This is a genomic window from Bradyrhizobium sp. SZCCHNS3052 (assembly GCF_032484495.1).
In the GTDB taxonomy this organism is placed as follows: domain Bacteria; phylum Pseudomonadota; class Alphaproteobacteria; order Rhizobiales; family Xanthobacteraceae; genus Bradyrhizobium.
Map to the genome: position 1 here is coordinate 1,103,127 of NZ_JAUETB010000001.1, position 20,897 is coordinate 1,124,023.

A 20,897-nucleotide genomic window follows, 5' to 3' on the forward strand; every position below is an offset into this window, starting at 1 on the left:
GGAGCTCTAATAGAGGGAGCTCTCAGCGTTGCGTTTCCAGGCGGTCACGCTGACGTCGTGGGCAGGATCGAGCATCAGGTGATTGGCGGGCGTGTAGCCGTGGGCCGTCAGCACCTGCTGCGGCGAACGGTCGGGACCGACGCCGGGAAAGCACGGTGCGCCGCCGGGCAGGGAGACGTGGGGGGCCATTGACAGGAAGAAGGTGTCGTAGCGGTCCATGAACATCTCGAACACGACGGGACCGCCGATAACCGCCACCGTGCCAGAGCTGACGCCCGCGGCTTCACAGGCGGCTTCGAAGGAGGCCCCCGCCGGATTCCAAAGGGCGGAGAGCGGCTTTTCCGGATCCGGCGCCAGTCCCGCCACCTTCCCGGTCACGACGATGCGCCGGCGCTTCGGCGAGTTCGGCTGGTCCTCATAGGAGTTGCGGCCGTGGACGATCAGATCGGCGCCATCGAGAGCCTGGGAAAAGAATGCGGCGTCGCCGGGAAATTTCAGGGCGGGCGGCATCGCATTGCTCGCGTCGGCCAACATCCCGTCGGCCGACACGATCACGTAACCTTCGATACGAAGCTGGGTCACTGACGAAAGGAATCCCGTCTCATTCGGACACTGTCGTCACAACGCTCGACACCGGCCGTTGGCTCACCGTCGGCAGCTTCGCGACCTTGCTGAGCTGCTCGTCATACTGCGGCAGCGACTGCACCGGCGCCTTGGCGCGCATCGCGACCACCTTGTAGCCGCCGGCCTTGAGGCGGCGCAGCAGCTCGGGCAGGGCCTCGGCGGTGTGCTTGTGGAAGTCGTGCATCAGGATGATGCCCTTGCCGAGCTTGTCGAGCTTCTTGAAGGTGACGTCGATCACCGCCTGGGCATTGCGCGCCTTGAAGTCGAACGAGTCGAGATCGCAGGAGAAGATGCCGATGTTGCGGGTGCCGAGATAGGTCACGATCTCCGGCGGATGCTGCAATGCCGGGAAGCGGAAGAACGGCGCCGGAGAATTGCCGCCGAGCGCCCACTTCACGGCGCTGATGCCGAGTTCGATCTCTTCCTTGCGCTGATCCTCGGTCAGCTTCTTGTTGGTCAGCGCCGCATGCGACCAGGTGTGCGTGCCGACCGTATGGCCGGCATTGTAGACCTGCTTCAGGATCTCCGGATAATAGGTCGCATGCTTGCCGATGATGAAGAAGATGCCGGTGGTGCACTGGTCGGCAAGCGCCTTGAGCACGCTGGGCGTGTTCTCCGGCCACGGACCGTCATCGAAGGTCAGCACGACCTCGTGATCCTTCAGGAAGTCGAGGTCCTTGAAGTGCTCGAAGCCGAATCCCGGACCTCCGGTCGTATCGATCTCGACGGTGCGGCCGACGCCGAGCGCATCGGGGTTCATGCAGGGCGCGCGCGGCGGCTGCGTCTGGGCAGCGGCGGCGGGAACGGGGGCCGGTGCGGGAGCAGCAGCGGCCGGGGTCGGCGCCGCCGCCGTGCGCTGCGCCTGGGACCAGGCCGCGCCAGACGTCAACAGCGAAGCCGCCAAAGAGCTTGCGAACACCAATCCTGCTGCAATCCGCATCGTGTTTCCTCGGGGTTGTTGCAACGGGAGCGCCAGCGTCGAGAGTCGCTCCGTCATCCGGCCGGGATATTAGCCCAGCAGCCGGAGTGGCGCCAAAAGGAAACAAGGCAAAAACACGGGGAAGTTGCCAGCTTCCGCCGCATTCCTGCCGAGTGTTGCTCAGCCGTTCGCCAGCAACCGGGCAACTGCGGTCTTGACCCGCGTATCCGTCGGCTCAACCGAGGAGGCAAACACGTCGGCGATGTAGCCGTCACGGCCGATCAGATATTTGTGAAAGTTCCAGCGCGGCGTCTCCTTGGGCCGCGCCTCGGCGGCCCAGCGGTAGAATGGGTGGGCGTTGGAACCGGTGACCACCGCTTTTGCGGTCATCGGGAAGGTCACGCCATAGTCTTTGTTGGCCTGCTCGGCGATGTCGCCGGCGATCCCAGGCTCCTGGTTGAAGTCGTTGGACGGCACGGCGATGATCGTCAGCCCGCGCTCATGGAACTCGCTCCACAGCTTCTGGAGCCCGGTGTATTGCGGGGTGTAGCCGCACTGGGAGGCCGTGTTGACGACCAGCACCGGTTTGCCCGCGAAATCGGCGAGCCGAATCGGCTCACCGGCCAGCGCCGGGAAGGAGAAGCGATAGGCGGTCATCTTGCTGGCCGCATTGTCGGCACGAGCAGCCTGCGACGTGAGCGTCGCACCCGACAACGAGGCGCCGATGCCGAGAACAACCATCCTGCGATCGATCATGTGAATCTCCCTGAGCAGAGCCAGCCCCGTCAGCATGAATGTGCCCGCGCTCGACCGGCCGCTGCTTCAACGGCCGCCACGTTGCGCTGGATCAGACTGCGTTCCGGCACGGGGATACCCCTGCCGTGGGGCGGAAAGAGGGACGTCGTCGGTCGTCAGCGCAGCGAAAGGATGAACTCGGTGCCCTCGCCGGTTTCGCCCTGATTGATGCCTTGATCGGACACGATCAGCGAACTTCCGGTCGACAGGGCTTCGCCGAGCCACGTCATGACATCGGCGGGAATGGTGATGCGATCGAGCGCCTCGGCCGCGCTGCTCAGCTGAACGACCTGTTTCGGCTCGGCATCGGCGCCCGCGGACTTCTTACCCCGCCGGACCGCCCTGGCAGTGCCATCGTTCGCCTCGGTGCTCCGCGCCGAGGAGGGCAGCGAGACGACGGACCAGCGCATCGTCGCCGGATCGGCCTTGTCAGCCGTCGCGGTGAACACGTGGGTGCCGAGCGGCTTGTCGCCCGGTGCGATGGTGATCGGGGTGTTGAACACCGGAGCGAAGTTCTGCCGCACGTACAGCTTCGAATCCTTGCGGCTGATGAAGATCGCGATCTGGCTGTTGCGCTTCAATTCGGGCTTGGGCGCAATCGGCTTGTCCGGTGCGGCAACACGCGACTGATCCTTGGCGAGATCGTTGGGATCGACCGGCTTCGCCGGTGCCTCTGCCGCCGGTGTGGGCGGCGACGCAGGCTGCTCCGCGATCGGGGCGTCGGCAGGCTTGGACTCTACCGACTTGGACTCAGCAGGCTTGAGTTCGGTCGAACCGGTGGCTTCGGCGTTCGCCGATGCCTCAGCCGGCTTCTCGACAGCCGGAGCGGCCACCTGCGCAGCATTCGTGGGCTCGCTCGCCGGAGCGACGTCGCCGGGGGCAGACTTCGCCTCTGCGTCGGCGGTCGCGGGCTCAATCTTGATCTCGGCGACACTGGGCTTCAGATCGGCAGTATCGCTTTGAACCTCCATCGGGAGCGAGCGCGATGGTTCGGCGCTTGGGGAAGCGTCCGAGACCATCGGAGGGAGTCCGTTGGCGTTGCTGGCATCGGCGGTCCGCACCTGGCGCGACGCGGCGGGCGATCCTTCGCCGGAGCGCGGGCTCTCGGCATGACCGATCGTGGCGCGCAGATCCGTCGTCGCGACTGTGATCGCGGTGGTGACGGCGGCGCCCTTGTCCGACTTGATCGCTGCCGGCGCAGTCGCATCGGGTTGCACCGATGCGCTCGGCTGCGGTGCCTTCAGGGCAGCGAGCATCGGATGCGAGAAACTCGCAGGAGCCACTTCGCTCGGCGTGACCAGGACCCGGGATCCCATGCGCGTCCAGCCATAGAAGCGGGTTGCAAAGCTTGCCGGCATGCGGATGCAGCCATGCGAGGCTGGGTAGCCGGGCAGCACGCCCGCATGGAGCGCGACGCCCGACCAGGTGATGCGCTGCATGAACGGCATCGGGGCGCCGCTATAGATGTTGGAGCGATGGAATTTCTGCTTCTGAATGACGCTGAACACGCCCAACGGCGTGGAATGTCCCTTCATGCCGGTCGAGACCGGTGCTTCCGCGAACAGACCGTTTGCGTCGTAGACCTTGAGCTGCTGCTTGTTGATCGACACCGCGATCGTGACCGGTCCTTGCGGCTTGGCAGCCTCCTTCTCGGTCTTTGTCAGCTTGTCGAGGTGGCGCGCCTTGGGCTTGCGCGGCATGGCCGGGCGTATGGTCGGAGCAATGGTGACGGGCTGAGCGTCGTTCCAGTAGTAATATGACGCTGCGTCAGCCTGTGAGGTCGCTGCTATGGCAAGCGGAACTGAAACGATTGCTGCACAATAGAACCGCCCCCTGGCGGCTGCACGAACGCAGAGCATTCCGGCAAATCCTCAAGAACCATCTGGTCTTTAGTGTCGCAGACGGAGTCTGCGTTCACCAGCTTGGGGCTTCTGCCCTGCGTGATTTCGTTCCAATCGTAGCAGAAAAGCCTCACATCCCGTTAAACGGGTAGTGGAAGGTCACGGGCTGGAGCGCCTTCCTTGCAGGCATTTGTGTCCCTACATGGGCGGTATGCCGAGCATCGGCGGTATAACGGAGACCGACATGTCGTTCAGAGCCACCAAACGGTTTGATCTGTGGCTGAAAACCCTCGCTTGCCTGCTGCTTATCGGATTGTCCTCGCCTGTGATCTCAGCATACGCCGCGGACGAGCCGGATCTGATCTTCCGTCGGTCGACCGTGTTCAAATTGCTCAGCCCGAATGACAAGCTCGCGACCTATGGCGTTGATGATCCAGAGGTCGAGGGCGTTGCCTGCCACTTCACGGTGCCGCAGAAGGGCGGCTATGTCGGTTGGCTGGGCCTGGCCGAGGAGGTCTCCGACATCTCGCTCGCATGCCGGCAGATCGGCCCGATCAGGTTCAAGCGCAAGCTCGAACAGGCCGACGACATGTTCCGGCAGCGGCGGTCGCTGTTCTTCAAGAAGATGCAGATCGTTCGTGGCTGCGATGCCAAGCGCAACGTGCTGGTCTACATGGTTTACTCGGACAGGCTGATCGAGGGCTCACCGAAGAACTCGACCTCCTCCGTCCCGATCATGCCTTGGGGCAAATCCGATGACGGCGCAGTCCAGAAGTGCGGTGATTTCATTCAATAAGGGACCTGCCAAGGGACGATCGGCTGCCGAAAGCCTCGCTGGGCAATTTGTGCTTGGCAGGATCGTGGCAGCCGATCAGCCGGACCAGGCTCTGTGGCGTCGAGCCGGCATAGCCCTCGGTTCGCTGCTGCGCCATCGGCGTAGCCGGCGAGCCGCGGCGAGATACCTTCGGTTTGGGTGTGTGCAAGCGCCTGCCCATGGTGACCCTGCGGAGCAACGTCGGCCCCCAAACGCGCCGCGCTGCTGGGTCGCCGTAGCGATCTGGGAGGTTCTCCCTGCCGGCCACGGTTAACGCCAGGTCGTTAAGAAGCTCTCCATCGACAGATTGACGGTCGCCCCGGATCGCGCTGGCTCGGCCAAAGCAGGTGGCGCTTTAGATCACTCTCGTTTTGATTGTATTTTGTGTCGTCGGGTGGGTCGCGATGAAACGGAGCGGCGGGCCCATGAAACCATTTTGTGCCCGTGCCGCAGGCCGCTTGAAACGTGAAGCGGGTATGAAAGCGTGAGCGGCATGCGAATCGTGTCGTCGCGGCCTGCGTGGATGACATGACGAAAAACAAACACCAGCGGTCCACCATGCGTTTTCGACTGGATGCTGCGGCGCTTGCCGTGCTGCCGTGCCTCTTCTGGTCCTTCGTCGAGGCGCGGACGGCGACCCGATTGCCAGATCTGCGCGGCGAGTTCGTACGGCAGTGTGCGCCTCATATGCTCGACCGGTGGACGCATCCTGAAGCTGTCTGCTCCTGCCTGCATGACCATGCGGCCGCGATGGTGGAGGATGCCGACTTGCGTGAGGCGCTGCTGCGCGGGATCAGTGAGACCGGCGTGCCGACCATCGAGACCGATTGGGTGCCCGCACCGAAGCGAGCGGAGATCGGTCCCACGTTCACCAAGATCGCGAAGCCCGCGCTGCAGTGCATGTTCGATCCGGCCAACTGATTGGCTGCCTGAACCGAATGTCGATCCGCGTCCATCGTCCGCGGTGCTCGTCGTCAGTCCAGGCCATATTGCGACATCAATGACTGCACGTCCGGCCGGCGCATGATGCGCGAGATCCGGGTACTGATGGCATCCTCGTCGCTGTGTCTCGACGATCTCGCAGTAGGCTTGGGCGCAGGGCGGGCCGCTGCCGCGCTTGCACGGGTTGGCTGATGTCCCGCAGGAGCGGGCTTTTCGGCGGACGACGAGGCGGCCGGTTGCGTCCCCGTGGTCTGGGTGGCCGCCGCGGCCGGCAGGCCGGACTGGGGCGGCGCGGCAACGGGAGCGGTCGCGGGGACGAGGGCCGGTGAAGCTGCGGCCGTGACGGGCGGCGTCGCGGCCGGTGCCATCGGGCGTGTTTCGGTGGTGGCGGCCACGGGCGGTGTCGCGAGCATTGGATTCGACTTCTTGGCAGCTTCAGCAACGGGGGCGGCGGCCGTGAGCGAGTTGGTACGCGTCTGCGACGAAGCTGCCTCAGGCGCCGGGACGGGCGCAGCCAGTGCGGTGAGCGCCGGGGCTGGCGGCGAGATCGGCGCCGGCGGTTCGATCACCGGAAGCGGGGCGGCGATGGCTGCATTGCCTGCGGAGGCGGCCTCGCTGGTGATCTTTTCGCTGCGGTCGAGCTCGGGCTTCCTGATATCGCTGGGGACATTGAGGGCTTGAGTTTGCGCGTGGGCCAGCATCTGCCGCGCGGTCATCGGCGTCTCCGCCGAGGCCGAGATCGGCAACAGGACGGCGGTCGCGAAGGCCAGCTGCAGGGTCCTCGTAGACGATGTGAACTTGATCATGGCCGGCTCCTTGCGGTGTGAGATCTGCACTGGGTTCGTTCAGGCCGCGGCGCTGGCCGTCGCCCGGTCGTGGGCGACGACGACACGCTGGCCGCGCATCTTGGCGATCACCTCGTCGCGCGGGCCGAATGCCAGCGTCTTGCCGAAGGCCATCACCATGATGCGGTCAACATGCGCCAGAAGCTGCGGGCGGTGCGTGACGACGATCACGGTTCGGCCGGCGGCCTTCGCCTGGGCCATGGCCTGCGCCAGCGCCCGCTCGCCGTCCTCGTCGAGGTTCGAGTTCGGCTCGTCGAGGATCAGGAGCCGCGGATTGCCGTAGAGCGCGCGGGCGAGGCCGACGCGCTGCCGCATGCCGCCGGACAATGCCACGCCGCCTTCACCGATCGGCGTGTCGTAGCCGTTGGGCAGGCGCAGGATCACCTCATGCGCGCCGGCGGCCTTGGCGGCAGCGACAACGGCGGCCTCGTCGACCTTCGCAAGCCGGGCGATGTTGTCGGCGACGGTCCCCGAGAACAGTTCGATGTCCTGCGGCAGGTAGCCGATATGCTTGCCGAGCCGGTTTGGGTCCCATTGGCTGTAGGCGGCGCCGTCGATGCGGATCACGCCTTCGCGCAGCGGCCAGACGCCGGCCATGGCGCGCGCCATGCTCGACTTGCCGCTGGCGGAGGCGCCGACGATCGCGAGACTCTCGCCGGCCTTGAGTGAAAAGCTGACGCCCTTGACCGAGGGGCGGCCGGCCGCCGGCGGCCACACCACGGCGTTCTCGACGTCGATGTCGCCGCGCGGCGTCGGCAGCGCGGTCGGGGCGGCCGTGACCGGCAAGGCCTGGAACAGCTCCTCCAGCCTGCGGTAGGCCGAGCGGAATGCGATGATGCGCTTCCACTGCCCGACGACCTGCTCGACCGGGGCCAGCGCGCGGCCCATGATGATCGACGTCGCCATCATCGCGCCGGGCGAGATCTGCTGCTCGATCGCGAGCCAGGCGCCGATGCACAGCAGCGAGGTCTGCACCGCCATGCGCGCGAACTTGGTGACGGAATGCATCGCCGCGCCCCGCTCGACGAGGGTGCTGTGGGCATCGACCATCGCCGACTGCCGGCAGCTCCAGCGGTCCATGACAATGTCGCCCATGCCGAGGCCGCGCACGACCTCGCCATTGCGCAGCGCCGCCGCGACGAAGCGCGAGGCCTCGTTGGCCAGCGCGTTGGTGCGCTCGACGCTGGCGCGCGTGTAGAATTCGGTGAGCAGCGCCAGCGAGAACAGCACGATCGCGCCGAGCAGCGAGAGGATGCCGAGATAGGCATGCTGCAGAAAGCACAGCGCGACGAACACCGGCGTCCACGGCAGATCGCAGGCGATGGCGGCGGTGCCGCTGGAGATGCAGTCGCGGATGGTCTCGGCGTCACGGATGATCTGCTGGCCGAAGCGATGCCGCGGCGACAGCTCCGCCTTCATCATCGTCTCGAACAGCGGGTGGCGCAGCGTGCCTTCGAACTGCACGCCGGCCCGGGCCAAAACGCCGGAACGGGCGAATTCGAGGACGCCATACAACACCAGGAAGACACCCACGATGAGCGTCAGCATGACCAGCGTGCCGAGATTGCGGCTGGTGAGGACGCGGTCGTAGACCTGCATGGAATAGAGCGGCGAGGCGAGCATGCTCGCATTGATGAAGAGGCTGAGCACGAAGGTCGCGGTGAGCGCGGGAAAGCAGGCGCGGAGCGCGGTTCCCAGCGGGCTTCGGGTGGTGCTCGTCATGTCGGATCCCCTTGCGATGGTGCTGGGAGCTTCGCCTGGGGCACCCGTCGTCGACCGTGACTGACCTCACATAGCTCGAGGCTGATCTGCCGGCGCTTGAGTTGGCCGGTGGCAGCCGCTACCGGATGGTTCAGCCGTGCTCAGATTTCGCAGCTTGCCTGAATCACAGTGAGCTCATGCCTGCCGTAACGTCCCAGAACATCCGGCTCATGTCCGGCCTCGTCCTGTTTGCGTTCGCCGCGACGCATTTTCTCAACCATGCGGTGGGTCTGTTCAGCCTCGAGGCGATGGACGAGGTGCAGGAATGGCGACTGGTCGTCACCCGATCGTGGCCGGGAATGATCGTGCTGTCGGCGGCATTGCTCGCGCATGTCGTGCTGGCGTTCGCCAAGACGGTTCAGCGCGGCACGTGGCGGCTGTCCTCGTGGGAGTTTGTTCAGATCGCCACCGGATTTGCGATCCCGCTGCTGTTGCTGCCGCATGTCATCGAGACCCACATGGCTCATGCGCTGTTCGGCGTTCAGGATGGCTACCTCTATGCGCTGGCGTTGCTGTGGCCCAAGGCGGCCTGGATTCAGACCGCTCTGCTGCTGCTGGTCTGGATCCACGGCTGCGTCGGCCTGCATCACTGGCTGAAATTCCGGAGCTGGTACCGCCTCGTCCAGCCGCTGCTGGTTGTTCTCGCCGTCGCGGTGCCGATGGCGGCGCTGATGGGGTTCGTGGTGTCCGGACGCGCCGTCGCCACGTTTCTCGGCAATCCCGGCATGGCCGAGCAGATGCGCCAGGTCACCCATTGGCCGAGCAAACTCGACGGGAAGTGGATCGCCCTGCTGCAGGTTTCGGCGCAGATCGCGGTCGTCGCGCTGCTCGTTGCAGGCGTGACGATCATCGTGTTCCGTCACGTCGCGTCCCTCGCGGCGCCGAAGATCGCCATTGCTTTCACGGGTGGTGCGACGGTGCGGGCCGCGGTCGGTCCGACGCTGCTGGAGATCATCGGCAGCAATGATCTTTCGCAGCGATCCGACTGCGGCGGCCGTGCCCGCTGCGGTCTTTGTCGCGTCCGCGTTGATGAAGGTGCGGAGACGCTGGCACCGCCCGGCCACGCGGAGCGCGTCATGCTCGCCGACTTGGCGGCACCGGCGAATGTGCGCCTGGCCTGCCAGATCCGTCCGGCGGCGCCGCTGACGATCACGCGTCTCCTCGGCGGCGATCAAGCGGAGAGGGCGCCCCTCGTCGACCACCTTCCCGCCGAGCGCCGTGCGGTATGCCTGGTCCACGTCCGCGTCCGTCCGCTTGCGGCCATTGCGCGCGACCGGCTGCCATCCGACCTCGGGTTCATGATGAACGAGATCTTCGGCGCCATTGGCAGGGCGATCGAAGCCCATTCCGGGCGCATCGATCGTTTCCTCGGCAATGGCGTGCTCGCCGTCTTCGGCGAGGAGCAGGGAGCAGAACAAGGCTGCCGCGATGCGCTGCAGGCGATCGGCGCCATGGACGTGGTCATGGACCGCGTCAACGAAAAGATCGCCGCGGAGATCGGTCGGCCCGTCGAGCTGGCGATTGGTGCTCACCTTGGCGACATCGTCGTCGGGCAACTGACCCTTGGACGCACGTCGCAGGTGGCTGTGCTCGGGCTCGGGACGGAGTGGCCGGCGCTTCTAGCTGAATTGGCCGACACCAGAGGTTGGCAGCTCGCGATGTCCGGGGGCGTGGCGGCAGCAGCCGGCCTTGCTGATCTTGATGGAGCGATACGTGAGAGGCTTGCCGATCCGGAACAGGGCAGCGAGCTGGACGCCATCGGCGTGCGGCGTGCCCGCGATCTTGCTGTCGTCGCGGGCGCGCCACCGGTGCCGTCGGCATAGGTGTCTCGGCTCATTTCTCACGGAACGTCTTGGCGAGCGTGTTGAGCAGCGGGCCGACCAGATATTCGAGCACGGTGCGCTCTCCCGTGGAGATGATGACGTCGGCCTGCATGCCCGGCAGGATCTTCTCGGCGATCTCGGGCGGGATGGTCGAATAGTCGATCACGACGCGCGCCGAATAGTAGCTCTGCTTGGTCGCCTCGTCCGACATCGCGTCCGCCGAGACGCTCGAGACCTTGCCGAAGATCGTCGGCGTCGTGCGCGAGGAGAAATTGGAGAAGCGCACCTCGGCCCTCTGGCCGATGGCGACGCTCTCGATGTCGCGCGGCGAGACGTGCGCCATCACGTCGACGCCTTCGCCGACCGGAACGATCTCGGCGAGCGTATCACCGGGCTTCACGACGGCGCCGACGGTGTGGACTTTCATGTTCATGACGATGCCGTCGCGCTCGGCGCGGATGTCGACCCGGCGCAGCACGTCCTCGGCGATGACCAGCTTCTCGCGCAGGTCCGACAGCTTGGCCCGGGTACCGTCGAGCTGCTGGCCGACTTCGGTCAGATATTTCTGCAGCGTCTGGTCGATCTGCAGGCGCGTCTGCGCGGCCGTCTGCGTCAGCCGCGCGACGTCGGCCTGCGCCTGGCCGAGATCGCCTTCGACGCGGGCGCGCTCGCGTTCCAGCTCGAGGAACTTGTTGCGCGGATAATAGCCTGCGGCGACCGCCGGGCGCACATTGTTCATCTGCGTCTCGAAGCTCGCGAGCTGCGCGGAGAGCGCGGCGCGCTGGCGGTCACGGCCGGCGAACTCCTGCTGCTGCTGGGCGATCTGCGAGTTGAGGATGTTGATCTGGCTGATCAGGCCATTGCGGCGCTCGACGAACAGCCGCTGCTGGTCGGCGATGGCAAGCGCCGCCTCCGGCACGTTCTGGCGGTTGAGCAACGTGTCGGGAAACGTGATCATCCGCGCATTGCCGCGCTCGGCGAGCAGGCGCGCCTCCTCGGCCAGCGACGCGTCCATCTGCTTGCGAAGGAGGTCGGTGTTGGCCTGGGCCTCGGTCGGCTGCAGCCGAAACAGCAGGTCGCCGCGATGCACGGCGTGAGTTTCCTTGGCCAGGATCTCCCTGATGATTCCGCCCTCACGGTGCTGAACCACCTTGTGATCGCCGGAGACGGACACGGTGCCCGGTGCGATCGCCGCGCGATCGAGGGGGGCGTAGGCGGCCCATACGCCGAAGCCGCCGAACACCAGCGCAATCGACAGATAGCCGAGCAGGGCGTAGCGGCTGAAATCGGCCTTGACCGGCTGCGGCCGGTCGGCCGCTTCGAAGAAGCCGTGATCCTGCACCGCTGACATCGACATGCTGCGTCCCCGCTTGTCCACGGGCAGGAGCATCGTCGATGCGCGGCTGTGGGACTGTGCGGAAGGTCACGCGCCGGAGGTCGGCGGCGAGAGCCGCATCGAACGAGGTCAGCTACTTCTTCTTCGGCCCGAAGCGCGGCACGCATTTCGTGGTGCGGACAATACCGGTTTCAGCCATCTTGGAGCCGGAGACCTCCTTCACCTGGCCGGCGGGGCAGGTGCCGTCATCGACCAGCACGCGCTGGCCGAGCCGGAGATCGGTGATGTCCTGCTCGCGCCCGACATATTGCGCCTGCGCGGGTGCGGCAACCAAAAGCAGGACACCGAGGACGCCGAGAGGGCGCGCTGCGACATTCGCGAACGAGGAGATTTGAGAACGCATCACTTTCCTTCGATCTTCAGTCCGTTTGGCCCGATATTGATCTGGACACCCTCCGGCTGCTTCTTGGCCTGATAGAAATTGTAGCCGAGCACGATGATCGCCGCGCTGAGAATGCCGAGGAGGAAATAAAGGATATTGCGGTGATCCGACATGTTAAATTCCAAAGTATGTTGCGGTCATTTTCGTATGCGCGAATGTACGGGCGGCCTTGCGATTCTGAAAGCAGCGGCGAATCCGGTGCAACTCTGCATGAGATTGTGATTTGCTGCAGTCATCGGCAATTGGAACCTCGACAGGCATGATCACCCAGGACATTACGCAGCGCATCGTCGACGCCGTCGATGCCGACTTCGACCGGCAGCTCGCGACCACGAGCGACTTCGTCGCCATTCCCTCGACCCGCGGCGCCGAAGGGCCGTGCCAGGACATGTTTGGCGATCTCCTGCGCGCGCGCGGCTACGAGGTCGACGACTGGCACATCGATCTCGACGATCTCAAGGAGATGCGCGGCTACGGCCCGATCGAGCACGACTTCTCGAGAGCACGCAGCGTGGTCGGAACCTACCGGCCGGCGACGTCGGCCGGGCGATCGCTGATCCTGCAGGGCCATTGCGACGTGGTGCCGGCCGGTCCGCTCGACATGTGGGAGACGCCGCCGTTCTCGCCGGTGATCCGCGACGGTCGGATGTATGGCCGCGGCGCCTGCGACATGAAGTCCGGTACCATCGGCGCGCTCTATGCGCTCGATGCCATCAAGGCGGCCGGCTTCAAGCCCACGGCGCGCATTCACATCCAATCCGTCATCGAGGAGGAGAGCACCGGCGTCGGCGCCCTGTCGACCCTGCAGCGCGGCTACCGCGCGGATGCCTGCTTCATCCCGGAGCCGACCAGCGGCAAGATGGTGCGTTCTCAGGTGGGCGTGATCTGGTTCCGCCTGAAGGTGCGCGGCTTCCCGGCGCATGTGTTCGAAGCCGGCGTCGGCGCCAATGCGATTCAGGCGAGCTATCATCTGATCCATGCGCTGGAGAAGCTCGAAGCCGACTGGAACGAGCGGGCCAAGAGCGATCGTCATTTCAGGACGCTCACGCATCCGATCAACTTCAATCCTGGCATCATCAAAGGCGGCGACTGGGCCTCGAGCGTGCCGGCCTGGTGCGACGTCGATTGCCGCATCGCCATCCTGCCGGGCTGGTCGGTCAAGGACTGCCAGAACGAGATCCTCGCCTGCGTCGCCGCGGCTTCGCGTGATCACCGTTTTCTCTCCAACAATCCGCCGGTCGTCGAGTGGTCGGGCTTCCTGTCCGAAGGCTACGAGTTGACCAATTCGGCCGAGCCGGAGGCGGCGTTCGGCAAGGCCTTCACCGCCGTCTACGGCGGCGAGGTCCAGGATCTCGTCTTCACGGCGCTCACGGATACCCGCTTCTACGGGCTCAACTACAACATCCCCAGCCTCTGCTTCGGCGCGACCGGCGCCGCCATGCACGGCTTCAACGAATATGTCGAGCTCGACTCGCTGCGCCAGGTGACCAAGACCATGGCGCTGTTCATCGCGGAGTGGTGCGGGATCGAGAAGGTCTGAGCGGCGGCACGATCGGACCGAAGCAATGACCTCTCAGGTCATTGCTTCGGGTTCGAAGCCCGGCGCATCCAGATGCGGCGCTGACCCGCGAAGACGGGTCGTCCGATCAACGGGGGAGGGAAGGCATGACGCCACTCGACAAGATCAATGCGATGAAGATGCCGTTCGCGGAATTGAAGGGTGTGACCTTCACCGAGGCCAGCGCCGATCGCGTCGTGGCGCAAATGCAGGTGCGGCCGGATCTCTGCACTCTGCATCACACCATCCATGGCGGCGCCGTCATGGCGCTGGCGGATTCGGTCGGCGCGGCCGCAACCGTGATCAACCTGCCGCAGGACGCCAAGGGCACCACGACGATCGAGAGCAAGACCAACTTCATCGGCGGCGCCAAGGAGGGGACGGTGGTGACGGCAACCGCCACGCCCGTGCATCGCGGCCGCCGCACCCAGGTGTGGCAAACCCGGATCGAGACCGACGACGGCAGGCTGGTCGCACTCGTGACCCAGACTCAGCTCGTGCTGTGATGATTCGTACACAAACGAATCGTTAACTCACGCGATCCTTGCATGGCCGCATGTTCTCTCCGTAGAGCGCGGGGCTTGCAATGAATGTTGCGATGCACAATATAGCTCCTGTCTAGGGAAAGACGTCTGTGTGCGAGGGCTCTCGAGAGGAGTCTCAGGCAGTGTCACAGGTAGATACTTTTCGTCCCCGGCCGGGCTTCGGCTATGTGCGGACCCTCAGCCAGCACGAAGAACTGCCGTTGCTGCGCGATCATCTGTTGCGGCTCGATGCGGAAAGCCGGCACGATCGATTCAACGGCTTCCTCGATGACAGTTTCATCGAACGCTATGCGGCCCGCTGTGCGGCCGATGGCACGATCGTCGTCGCCTACATGGAAAATGGCATGGTGCGCGGCGCCGCCGAGCTGCATCCGCCGGAGCAGTCCGAGGACGGGCTTCCGGAGATTGCGTTCAGCGTGGAGGCTTGCGTGCGTCGTCGCGGGGTCGGCAGCCTGCTGTTCCAGCGCGTGATCTCGGAGGCGCGGTGGAAGGGCTATCGCAAGCTCCGCGTCACGACGGGATCGCAGAACCATGCGATGCGGGCGCTGGCTGCCAAGTTCGGTGCGCATCTGGCGTTCCGTCACGGCGAATCGACCGGCACGATCGATCTGACCGAGCAGCCCCAGGATGAGCTGGCGAAGCTCGTGATCGATGCGCCGATCGCGGCAGCGCGCGCGTTCTTCACCCTCAATCGCGCCTGCTGGAAGCTCGTGACCCGGATGTACGGCGACAAGCGCGCCGCCTGATCCGAGCCGTTGCTGCGACGACAAAGGCGCGACAGCGATCACCGCTGCCGCGCCTTTTCGTTTGATTGCATTGCCGATGCGCCCCGGAGGGCGGCGTTCAGGTGCCGGTGCGCTTGTCGAAATTGAAGCGGCGCACGGTGCGGCGTTCGACCACGACGGCACGCTGCTGCGTGCCCTGGTCGGCCGTGATGACGCGCGTGTTGGTGCGCGCGGCAACGCGGACTGCCTTCTTCACCTCGGGGAGCACCTGCTCGAGCGGCAGACCCATCAGCGCCGACGCGATCTCGGCCTGAGCCTGCACATCGTCGGTGATGCCTGACGCAGCGAAGATCGCTTCTTCCAGTGTCGGGGGATCACGCCTGACGCGACGCGGACCGTACTTGGTGTTCCAATCTTCGCTCATGGGGGCCTCGTGAATCGTCCGGGATACCTAGAAGCAGGATTGTTGCATTGCAATATATATTCCGCGGGGCAGCCCAGCTATGCGTTCACCATGTCGCGATTGGGCAACGCTGCCTGCGTCATGTGGATATCCTGGGGCCAGCGGCGCAAGGCCGCGAGCCCGGCTTTCGTGAGGACATAGACGCCGCGCTCGGCGCGGTCGAACCAACCATAGACGTTACGCTGCAAGATCTTCGGCGCATCCGGAATGTCCGCTCGGAGGTCGCGGACGCGTTTCGGCCCGCCCGACAGCGCCGAGGCGCAGGCCAGCGCCTGCTGCCGATAGGCCGTCATGATGGGAGCCCGGGTCGAGCCGCCAGCGACGGGGTCGCCCTTGCGCCGCTGATGCTCGATCACGAGACGCGAACGTTTCTTGGGGTTCTTGCGCGGCGCCGTGGTGGGCGGCTGCACCAGCACTTCGATGTGTCCGGCTGAGGTCACGGCCAGCATGCCGAAGCCGAGCCGGCGGCACAGATTGCGGTAGCGGGAGTCGCTTTCGCGGCCCTTGCCGCGTGCCGACAGGTTCGCCGCAACCCACACCTCGTCACAGGCACCGGCCCGATCGACTGCCTGCAGCAGCAGTTCCAGGTTGAAGACCTGCTTCAGCTCGCAGACGACGACCACCGGCGGGTCGTCGCCCTTGAGCGCCACCACGTCGCAACCGCCGATTTCCCCTTTGACCGAGAAGCCGAGGTTTTCGAGGAAGCGTTTGACGGGAAGGTAGAGCGCGGTTTCCAAGGGGCCGTCCGATGTGTGCGACTCAGAGCGCGCGCGAGTCTAGCCCGCCGAGTCCGGTGATGTCAGCGCCAAGTCGGGGTGAACGGCTGGCTTCGCTACACCCGGCCGACAACCGGTAGCAGCGCGCCGGTCACGCCGCTCGCGGCGTCGCTGGCTAGAAACAGAATGACCTCCGCGAGTTCCTGCGGCGTCACCCATTTGTCGAAATCGGCCTTGGGCATGCTGGCGCGGTTGGCCGGCGTATCGATCGTCGACGGCAGGACGGCGTTGACGGTGATCTTGCCCTTCCATTCGGCCGCGAGTGCTTCCGTCAGGCGATGCACTCCCGACTTGGAGGCCGCATACGGGCCCATGCCGGCACTGGCCTGGAGCGCGCCCATGGCGCCGATGTTGACGATGCGGCCCGTGCTGGAGCGGACGAGATGCGGAATCGCCGCGCGCGATGCGTGCAGCGCGGTCATCAGGTTGCGCGCATGCATCGTCTCCCAGACGGAATCGTCGCCGTCGGCAGTCGTCTCGAACGCGAACGCGCCGGCGATGTTGATCAGCGCATCCAGAGTGCCGAAGTGGGCGGCGACGGAGTCGATCGCGACCTTTGCCTGCTCGGGGTCGGAGAGATCGACGCCTCCGAGCTCGATGCGGTCGTCACTCGCCGGGATTTCGGCCTGGGCATGATCGATCCCGGCCACATGCGCGCCCCGTGCGAGCGCGAGATCGGCCACGCTGCGTCCGAGCGCCCCTTGCGCACCCGTAATGACAATCACTGCTCCGTTCATTCCGTCCCTGGTCTCCGTTGACGCGCCCCACAGCGCCGCTTGTTATACTATGGCCCTGCCGATGAGTTGCAATGGCCGGGCGGCCGGGGCATGCAATTGCAATCAGAAAGCGTGGTTCGTCAGAGGTGACCATGACCGCGACAGGCTCTCTCGAATTTCCCGACGTTTCCACCGGTTTTCCTCGTCCGATCAGACGGTTCAGGCAGAGTCTGGATGCGCAGCGCAAGACCCGGATCGTGGCGCTTGGCTCATCTTCCACCGCCGGCACCAACGGAATTGTCGCTTTTCCGGCCCGGATCGAGCAGTCGCTGCGCAAGACCAATTTCGGCTGCCTGATCGACGTCCTCAATCGGGGTGTGGGCGGACAGGAATCCCCGGAGGAGCTCTCGCGTTTCGAATGCGACGTGATTGCGGAGCAGCCCTCGCTCGTCATCTGGCAGGTCGGCACCAACGCCGCCTACAGGCCCGAGGTCTACAGTCCCGATGACGTCGAGGCGGCGCTGCGCGTCGGCCTTCGATGGCTGGCGGGGCTGGCCATCGATGCCATCGTGATGGACCTGCAATATACGGCTGCCATCGTGACGGTGCCCAGCAGGCTGGCGCGTGCCGAGGACATTCAGCGTCGCATCGAGAAGGTCACGTCTGCGGCCGACGTCAATGTCTTCAGGCGCTGGAATCTGATGAAGAGCTGGCATGAGGCCGGCCAGATTCCGTTGTCGGCGCTCGACGACGGGCACGGCGACCGCTTGCATGTGAGCGAAGCCGCCACCGCGAAGATCAGCGACGTTTTGGCCAGCGCCATCATGACGGCGCCGGTCGCGCTGGCCTGATCGATAAAATTAGCCGGACTTTCGTAAGTGGATTGCCAGCGCGGCCCGCTAGCCTGTCGCTATGCCGCTTGAGGGGCGTTGGAGCTTTGACATGATGAGACATCTGCCGGACCATGGTTTGCCGCTGGTACAGCTGAAGGAGCAGCGGCGGGATCTGGTGGTCGCCTTGCAGAACCGTGCAGGTCCGGTGACCGGCTGGGAATTGATGCAGATCGCGGCGGTTCAACAGGCGATTTCCGCATTCGAGGAGGTGATTGCCGATCTCGACGCGATGGAAGCCGCCGAGACAGCCGATATCGAAGCGGCCTGATCGCTCAAGCGTATTCGGGCCGCCCAGGCTCACAGCGTGAGATAGCGCTCCTGTAGCGTCTTCCGTGCCGCGCCGTCGATGCCGAGACCGTCGCGCAGGTAGGTGTCGACGTCGCCGAAATCATCACGCATGGCGTCGAACGCAGCTGCCAGGAACGAGGCCTGGACTGTCCCGATCGTCTGGACGACATCAGCGGGAAGATCCGGGTGAGCTGCAGTCTCGCGACGATAGAGCTGGTTCGTGAGCAGGTAATCTTCCAAGATGGCGTCATCCGGAACCTCGAGCGCGTGCAAGACCAGCGCGCAGGCCACACCGGTGCGATCCTTGCCGGCCGTGCAATGGATCACCAACGGGGCGTCCTCATTGAGAACATGCTGGAATAGCGCGCGGAAGCGCGGCGTGTAGCTGCGGACGTAGTTGCGGTAGGACTCGCGCATCAGCTCCAAGGCATGGTCGGTTGTGAGCTGTCCTCGTGTCGCCAGAGCCCGCAGCGCCGGCACCACGCTCGGCTCGATCGGCACGGAATGCACGGTGATCTCGGCGATGGTGCAGAGACCGGCAGCGCGCTCGTTGCGACCGCGGAAATCGAACGCCGTCCGAACGCCAAGCTCCCGCAGGACCGCGACGTCGGGCTCGGTCAGCTGTCCGAGATGGTTCGACCGAAACAGCTGCCGCCATCGCACGTGCCGGCCGTCCCTGCTGGGATATCCGCCGAGATCTCTGAAATTGCTGGCACCGTGAAGGCCGAGATGGCGGAGCGGATGGGCAGACATCAACCCATTCTAGGGGATGCGGGCTTCGATGTGAAACGCCGTTTCATCGACGCGACGCGTATGCGTAGCCTTCGACAGGACAGGGAAGACCATGAAACGGGTCACGACGGCGGCCTGTTTGACCCTGGCACGTCGAGCCCGCCGGCGGCCGTCAGCAGCGGCGAGAGACATGCAGACAGCGGCGCAAGAAAAAAGGGCCGGAACCTTGTCGGTCCGACCCTTCAGCAAAGGCGTGCTGGCGTCACGGTACAGTCTGACATCAGCGGTCCCACACCGGCTTGGCTTCCTGAATCGCCTCGTCATGATACCAGCTCGCGCTGTAGATCGTCGGCTGGATCGACGGCGCGATCGGCCGCTCAGGCGGCGATCCGGATTGGCGAGGTGCAAGACCCGCTCGCCCTCCGCGCGGAAACTGGTAGATCCTTGCGGATCCCTCGTCCACATTGGTGCCCATTCCTCATTCTCCTTCCATCGGCCACACATCAGGTTGCGCCCGACTCGTTCCGTTGTGGTTACCAGCGTCGATATCAGTGCTGCCCGGAGGTAATGCAACATGATCAAAACGAAATCACATGTTGCGCGTTTTGCAGGCATTTCTGCATGTGCTCCCCCAGCAGCAATGTTCATCTGACCAACACTTGGGCTGGACCAAAGGTTGCGGACAGAGCTCCAACTCTTTTCGAAAATGTCCCGTAACTGCTGACGGCTTGTTCGGCCTCTCTTGCGCGTCGCCGCAAATGCCAAGGAATCAAGCGGGTTTTCGACAAGCTCTCCGCTCCGCCATGCGCTCCGTGCAATCCCGGTCGCGCTGCTTTGCCGCACCCCTGACGTGCAAAACCGGCCGGCAGCTCGGCCCCGATCGGTCTTCGTCCATGCGACGGGACGTCGCGGGACTTGGCACATTCCATGCTTAAGAGTGCGCTGGCCGATCGTGGCCGGGTAAGCGGGGAGCCTTCGATTGCTGGGCTCCCACCTTTCGATAAGACAGAGAGGCTCAATGACGAAATACAAGCTCGAGTACATCTGGCTCGACGGCTACAAGCCGGTGCCGAATTTGCGCGGCAAGACACAGATCAAGGAATTTTCCTCTTTTCCGACCCTGGAACAGCTGCCTCTTTGGGGCTTCGACGGCTCGTCGACGATGCAGGCCGAAGGCCATAGCTCCGACTGCGTGTTGAAGCCGGTCGCCGTGTATCCCGACGCCGCCCGCACCAACGGTGTGCTGGTGATGTGCGAAGTGATGATGCCGGACGGCAAGACCCCGCATCCGTCGAACGCCCGCGCCACCATCCTGGACGATCCAGACGCGTGGTTCGGCTTCGAGCAGGAGTACTTCTTCTACAAGGACGGCCGTCCGCTCGGCTTCCCGGAATACGGCTATCCGGCGCCGCAGGGCCCGTACTACACGGGCGTCGGCTTCAAGAACGTCGGCGACGTCGCCCGCAAGATCGTCGAAGAGCATCTCGACCTCTGCCTCGCGGCCGGCATCAACCACGAAGGCATCAACGCCGAGGTGGCGAAGGGCCAGTGGGAATTCCAGGTGTTCGGCAAGGGCTCGCGCACGGCTGCTGACCAGATGTGGATGGCCCGCTACCTGATGCTGCGCCTGACCGAAAAGTATGGCATCGACATCGAGTTCCACTGCAAGCCGCTCGGCGACACCGACTGGAACGGCTCGGGCATGCACTGCAACTTCTCGACCAAGTACATGCGCGAAGTCGGCGGCAAGGAGTATTTCGAGAAGCTGATGGACGCCTTCAAGGAAGCTCGCGCCGACCACATCGCCGTGTATGGTCCGGACAACCACATGCGCCTGACCGGCAAGCACGAGACCGCTTCGATCGACACCTTCAGCTGGGGTGTGGCCGACCGTGGCGCCTCGATCCGGGTGCCGCATTCCTTCGTGAACAATGCCTACAAGGGCTATCTGGAGGACCGCCGTCCGAACTCCCAGGGCGACCCCTACCAGATCGCGTCTCAGGTCCTGAAGACGATCGCGATGGTTCCGACCGGCGCGAAAGCCGCAGCCTAAGACGCC

The 20,897-nt window shown here is 64.9% G+C and carries 23 protein-coding genes; 9 read left to right on the plus strand and 14 right to left on the minus strand.

What is annotated here, in order from left to right:
• Positions 1–6: 6 nt before the first annotated feature.
• The 4 genes from QX073_RS05015 to QX073_RS05030 form a co-directional block, all read right to left on the minus strand.
• Positions 7–582: a dihydrofolate reductase gene (locus QX073_RS05015; RefSeq protein ID WP_316225407.1), complete on the minus strand. Its 576-nt coding sequence runs from the start codon at positions 580–582 to the stop codon at positions 7–9.
• Between the two features lie 19 nt (positions 583–601).
• On the minus strand, positions 602–1,564 hold the full coding sequence (locus QX073_RS05020) for a polysaccharide deacetylase family protein (RefSeq protein ID WP_316225408.1): 963 nt from the start codon (positions 1,562–1,564) through the stop codon (positions 602–604).
• 159 nt (positions 1,565–1,723) lie between these two features.
• A complete protein-coding gene (locus QX073_RS05025) occupies positions 1,724–2,299 on the minus strand; it encodes a glutathione peroxidase (protein ID WP_315712337.1) in 576 nt (191 codons plus the stop codon).
• 155 nt (positions 2,300–2,454) lie between these two features.
• Positions 2,455–4,197, minus strand: coding sequence for a L,D-transpeptidase (locus QX073_RS05030; RefSeq protein WP_316225409.1), 1,743 nt, complete (start codon positions 4,195–4,197; stop codon positions 2,455–2,457).
• 226 nt (positions 4,198–4,423) lie between these two features.
• Between QX073_RS05030 and QX073_RS05035 the strand changes: the two genes are divergently transcribed.
• Together QX073_RS05035 and QX073_RS05040 are read left to right on the plus strand one after the other, a co-directional pair.
• Positions 4,424–4,975, plus strand: a complete 552-nt coding sequence (locus tag QX073_RS05035) for a CreA family protein (protein WP_315826939.1) — start codon at positions 4,424–4,426, stop codon at positions 4,973–4,975.
• 576 nt (positions 4,976–5,551) lie between these two features.
• Complete coding sequence (locus tag QX073_RS05040; protein ID WP_315750046.1) at positions 5,552–5,914, plus strand: hypothetical protein; 363 nt, start codon at positions 5,552–5,554, stop codon at positions 5,912–5,914.
• Positions 5,915–5,967: 53 nt separating this feature from the next.
• On the opposite strand, the gene QX073_RS05045 is transcribed toward QX073_RS05040, so the two are convergent.
• Both QX073_RS05045 and QX073_RS05050 read right to left on the minus strand, forming a co-directional pair.
• The gene (locus tag QX073_RS05045; protein ID WP_316225410.1) at positions 5,968–6,741 is read right to left on the minus strand and encodes a hypothetical protein; all 774 of its coding nucleotides are present in this window, start codon (positions 6,739–6,741) and stop codon (positions 5,968–5,970) included.
• A 39-nt stretch (positions 6,742–6,780) separates the two neighbouring features.
• Positions 6,781–8,502 (minus strand): type I secretion system permease/ATPase, encoded by a 1,722-nt coding sequence (locus QX073_RS05050; RefSeq protein WP_315749991.1) that lies wholly within the window; start codon positions 8,500–8,502, stop codon positions 6,781–6,783.
• Positions 8,503–8,603: 101 nt separating this feature from the next.
• Here QX073_RS05050 and QX073_RS05055 point away from each other — a divergent pair, with 101 nt between their 5' ends.
• Complete coding sequence (locus tag QX073_RS05055) at positions 8,604–10,364, plus strand: 2Fe-2S iron-sulfur cluster-binding protein (RefSeq protein WP_316225411.1); 1,761 nt, start codon at positions 8,604–8,606, stop codon at positions 10,362–10,364.
• A 10-nt stretch (positions 10,365–10,374) separates the two neighbouring features.
• On the opposite strand, the gene QX073_RS05060 is transcribed toward QX073_RS05055, so the two are convergent.
• From QX073_RS05060 to QX073_RS05070, 3 genes are all read right to left on the minus strand, one after another.
• A complete protein-coding gene (locus tag QX073_RS05060; protein WP_315712331.1) occupies positions 10,375–11,721 on the minus strand; it encodes an HlyD family type I secretion periplasmic adaptor subunit in 1,347 nt (448 codons plus the stop codon).
• Between the two features lie 112 nt (positions 11,722–11,833).
• Entirely contained in the window at positions 11,834–12,103 is a 270-nt protein-coding gene (locus QX073_RS05065; RefSeq protein ID WP_315712330.1) for a DUF6719 family protein, read from the minus strand.
• Complete coding sequence (locus QX073_RS05070; protein ID WP_315712328.1) at positions 12,103–12,255, minus strand: hypothetical protein; 153 nt, start codon at positions 12,253–12,255, stop codon at positions 12,103–12,105. Before QX073_RS05070 ends, QX073_RS05065 begins: the two co-directional genes overlap by 1 nt.
• 146 nt (positions 12,256–12,401) lie before the next feature.
• Here QX073_RS05070 and QX073_RS05075 point away from each other — a divergent pair, with 146 nt between their 5' ends.
• The 3 genes from QX073_RS05075 to QX073_RS05085 all read left to right on the plus strand — a co-directional run bounded on the left by QX073_RS05075 (position 12,402) and on the right by QX073_RS05085 (position 14,991).
• Positions 12,402–13,682: an ArgE/DapE family deacylase gene (locus QX073_RS05075; protein ID WP_316170426.1), complete on the plus strand. Its 1,281-nt coding sequence runs from the start codon at positions 12,402–12,404 to the stop codon at positions 13,680–13,682.
• Positions 13,683–13,807: 125 nt separating this feature from the next.
• A complete protein-coding gene (locus QX073_RS05080) occupies positions 13,808–14,206 on the plus strand; it encodes a PaaI family thioesterase (protein ID WP_315712326.1) in 399 nt (132 codons plus the stop codon).
• Positions 14,207–14,334: 128 nt separating this feature from the next.
• Positions 14,335–14,991 carry an N-acetyltransferase family protein gene (locus QX073_RS05085; RefSeq protein WP_409977870.1) on the plus strand — a complete coding sequence of 219 codons (657 nt, stop codon included), beginning with the start codon at positions 14,335–14,337 and terminating at the stop codon, positions 14,989–14,991.
• A gap of 97 nt (positions 14,992–15,088) precedes the next feature.
• Here the strand turns inward: QX073_RS05085 and QX073_RS05090 are convergent, their stop codons facing one another.
• The 3 genes from QX073_RS05090 to QX073_RS05100 form a co-directional block, all read right to left on the minus strand.
• On the minus strand, positions 15,089–15,394 hold the full coding sequence (locus QX073_RS05090) for a hypothetical protein (protein ID WP_172109527.1): 306 nt from the start codon (positions 15,392–15,394) through the stop codon (positions 15,089–15,091).
• 77 nt (positions 15,395–15,471) lie between these two features.
• Complete coding sequence (locus tag QX073_RS05095) at positions 15,472–16,170, minus strand: DUF2161 domain-containing phosphodiesterase (RefSeq protein WP_316173792.1); 699 nt, start codon at positions 16,168–16,170, stop codon at positions 15,472–15,474.
• Positions 16,171–16,265: 95 nt separating this feature from the next.
• Positions 16,266–16,946, minus strand: coding sequence for an SDR family oxidoreductase (locus QX073_RS05100; RefSeq protein WP_315749997.1), 681 nt, complete (start codon positions 16,944–16,946; stop codon positions 16,266–16,268).
• Positions 16,947–17,077: 131 nt separating this feature from the next.
• Between QX073_RS05100 and QX073_RS05105 the strand changes: the two genes are divergently transcribed.
• Together QX073_RS05105 and QX073_RS05110 are read left to right on the plus strand one after the other, a co-directional pair.
• Complete coding sequence (locus QX073_RS05105) at positions 17,078–17,776, plus strand: SGNH/GDSL hydrolase family protein (RefSeq protein ID WP_315826818.1); 699 nt, start codon at positions 17,078–17,080, stop codon at positions 17,774–17,776.
• 94 nt (positions 17,777–17,870) lie between these two features.
• Entirely contained in the window at positions 17,871–18,086 is a 216-nt protein-coding gene (locus tag QX073_RS05110; protein WP_315780518.1) for a hypothetical protein, read from the plus strand.
• A gap of 29 nt (positions 18,087–18,115) precedes the next feature.
• Here the strand turns inward: QX073_RS05110 and QX073_RS05115 are convergent, their stop codons facing one another.
• Complete coding sequence (locus QX073_RS05115) at positions 18,116–18,859, minus strand: tyrosine-protein phosphatase (RefSeq protein WP_315749999.1); 744 nt, start codon at positions 18,857–18,859, stop codon at positions 18,116–18,118.
• A 259-nt stretch (positions 18,860–19,118) separates the two neighbouring features.
• Positions 19,119–19,313, minus strand: coding sequence for a DUF2735 domain-containing protein (locus QX073_RS05120; RefSeq protein ID WP_316172343.1), 195 nt, complete (start codon positions 19,311–19,313; stop codon positions 19,119–19,121).
• A gap of 543 nt (positions 19,314–19,856) precedes the next feature.
• On the opposite strand from QX073_RS05120, the gene QX073_RS05125 reads away from it, so the two are divergent.
• Positions 19,857–20,891 carry a glutamine synthetase beta-grasp domain-containing protein gene (locus QX073_RS05125; RefSeq protein WP_315712320.1) on the plus strand — a complete coding sequence of 345 codons (1,035 nt, stop codon included), beginning with the start codon at positions 19,857–19,859 and terminating at the stop codon, positions 20,889–20,891.
• Positions 20,892–20,897: the final 6 nt, after the last annotated feature.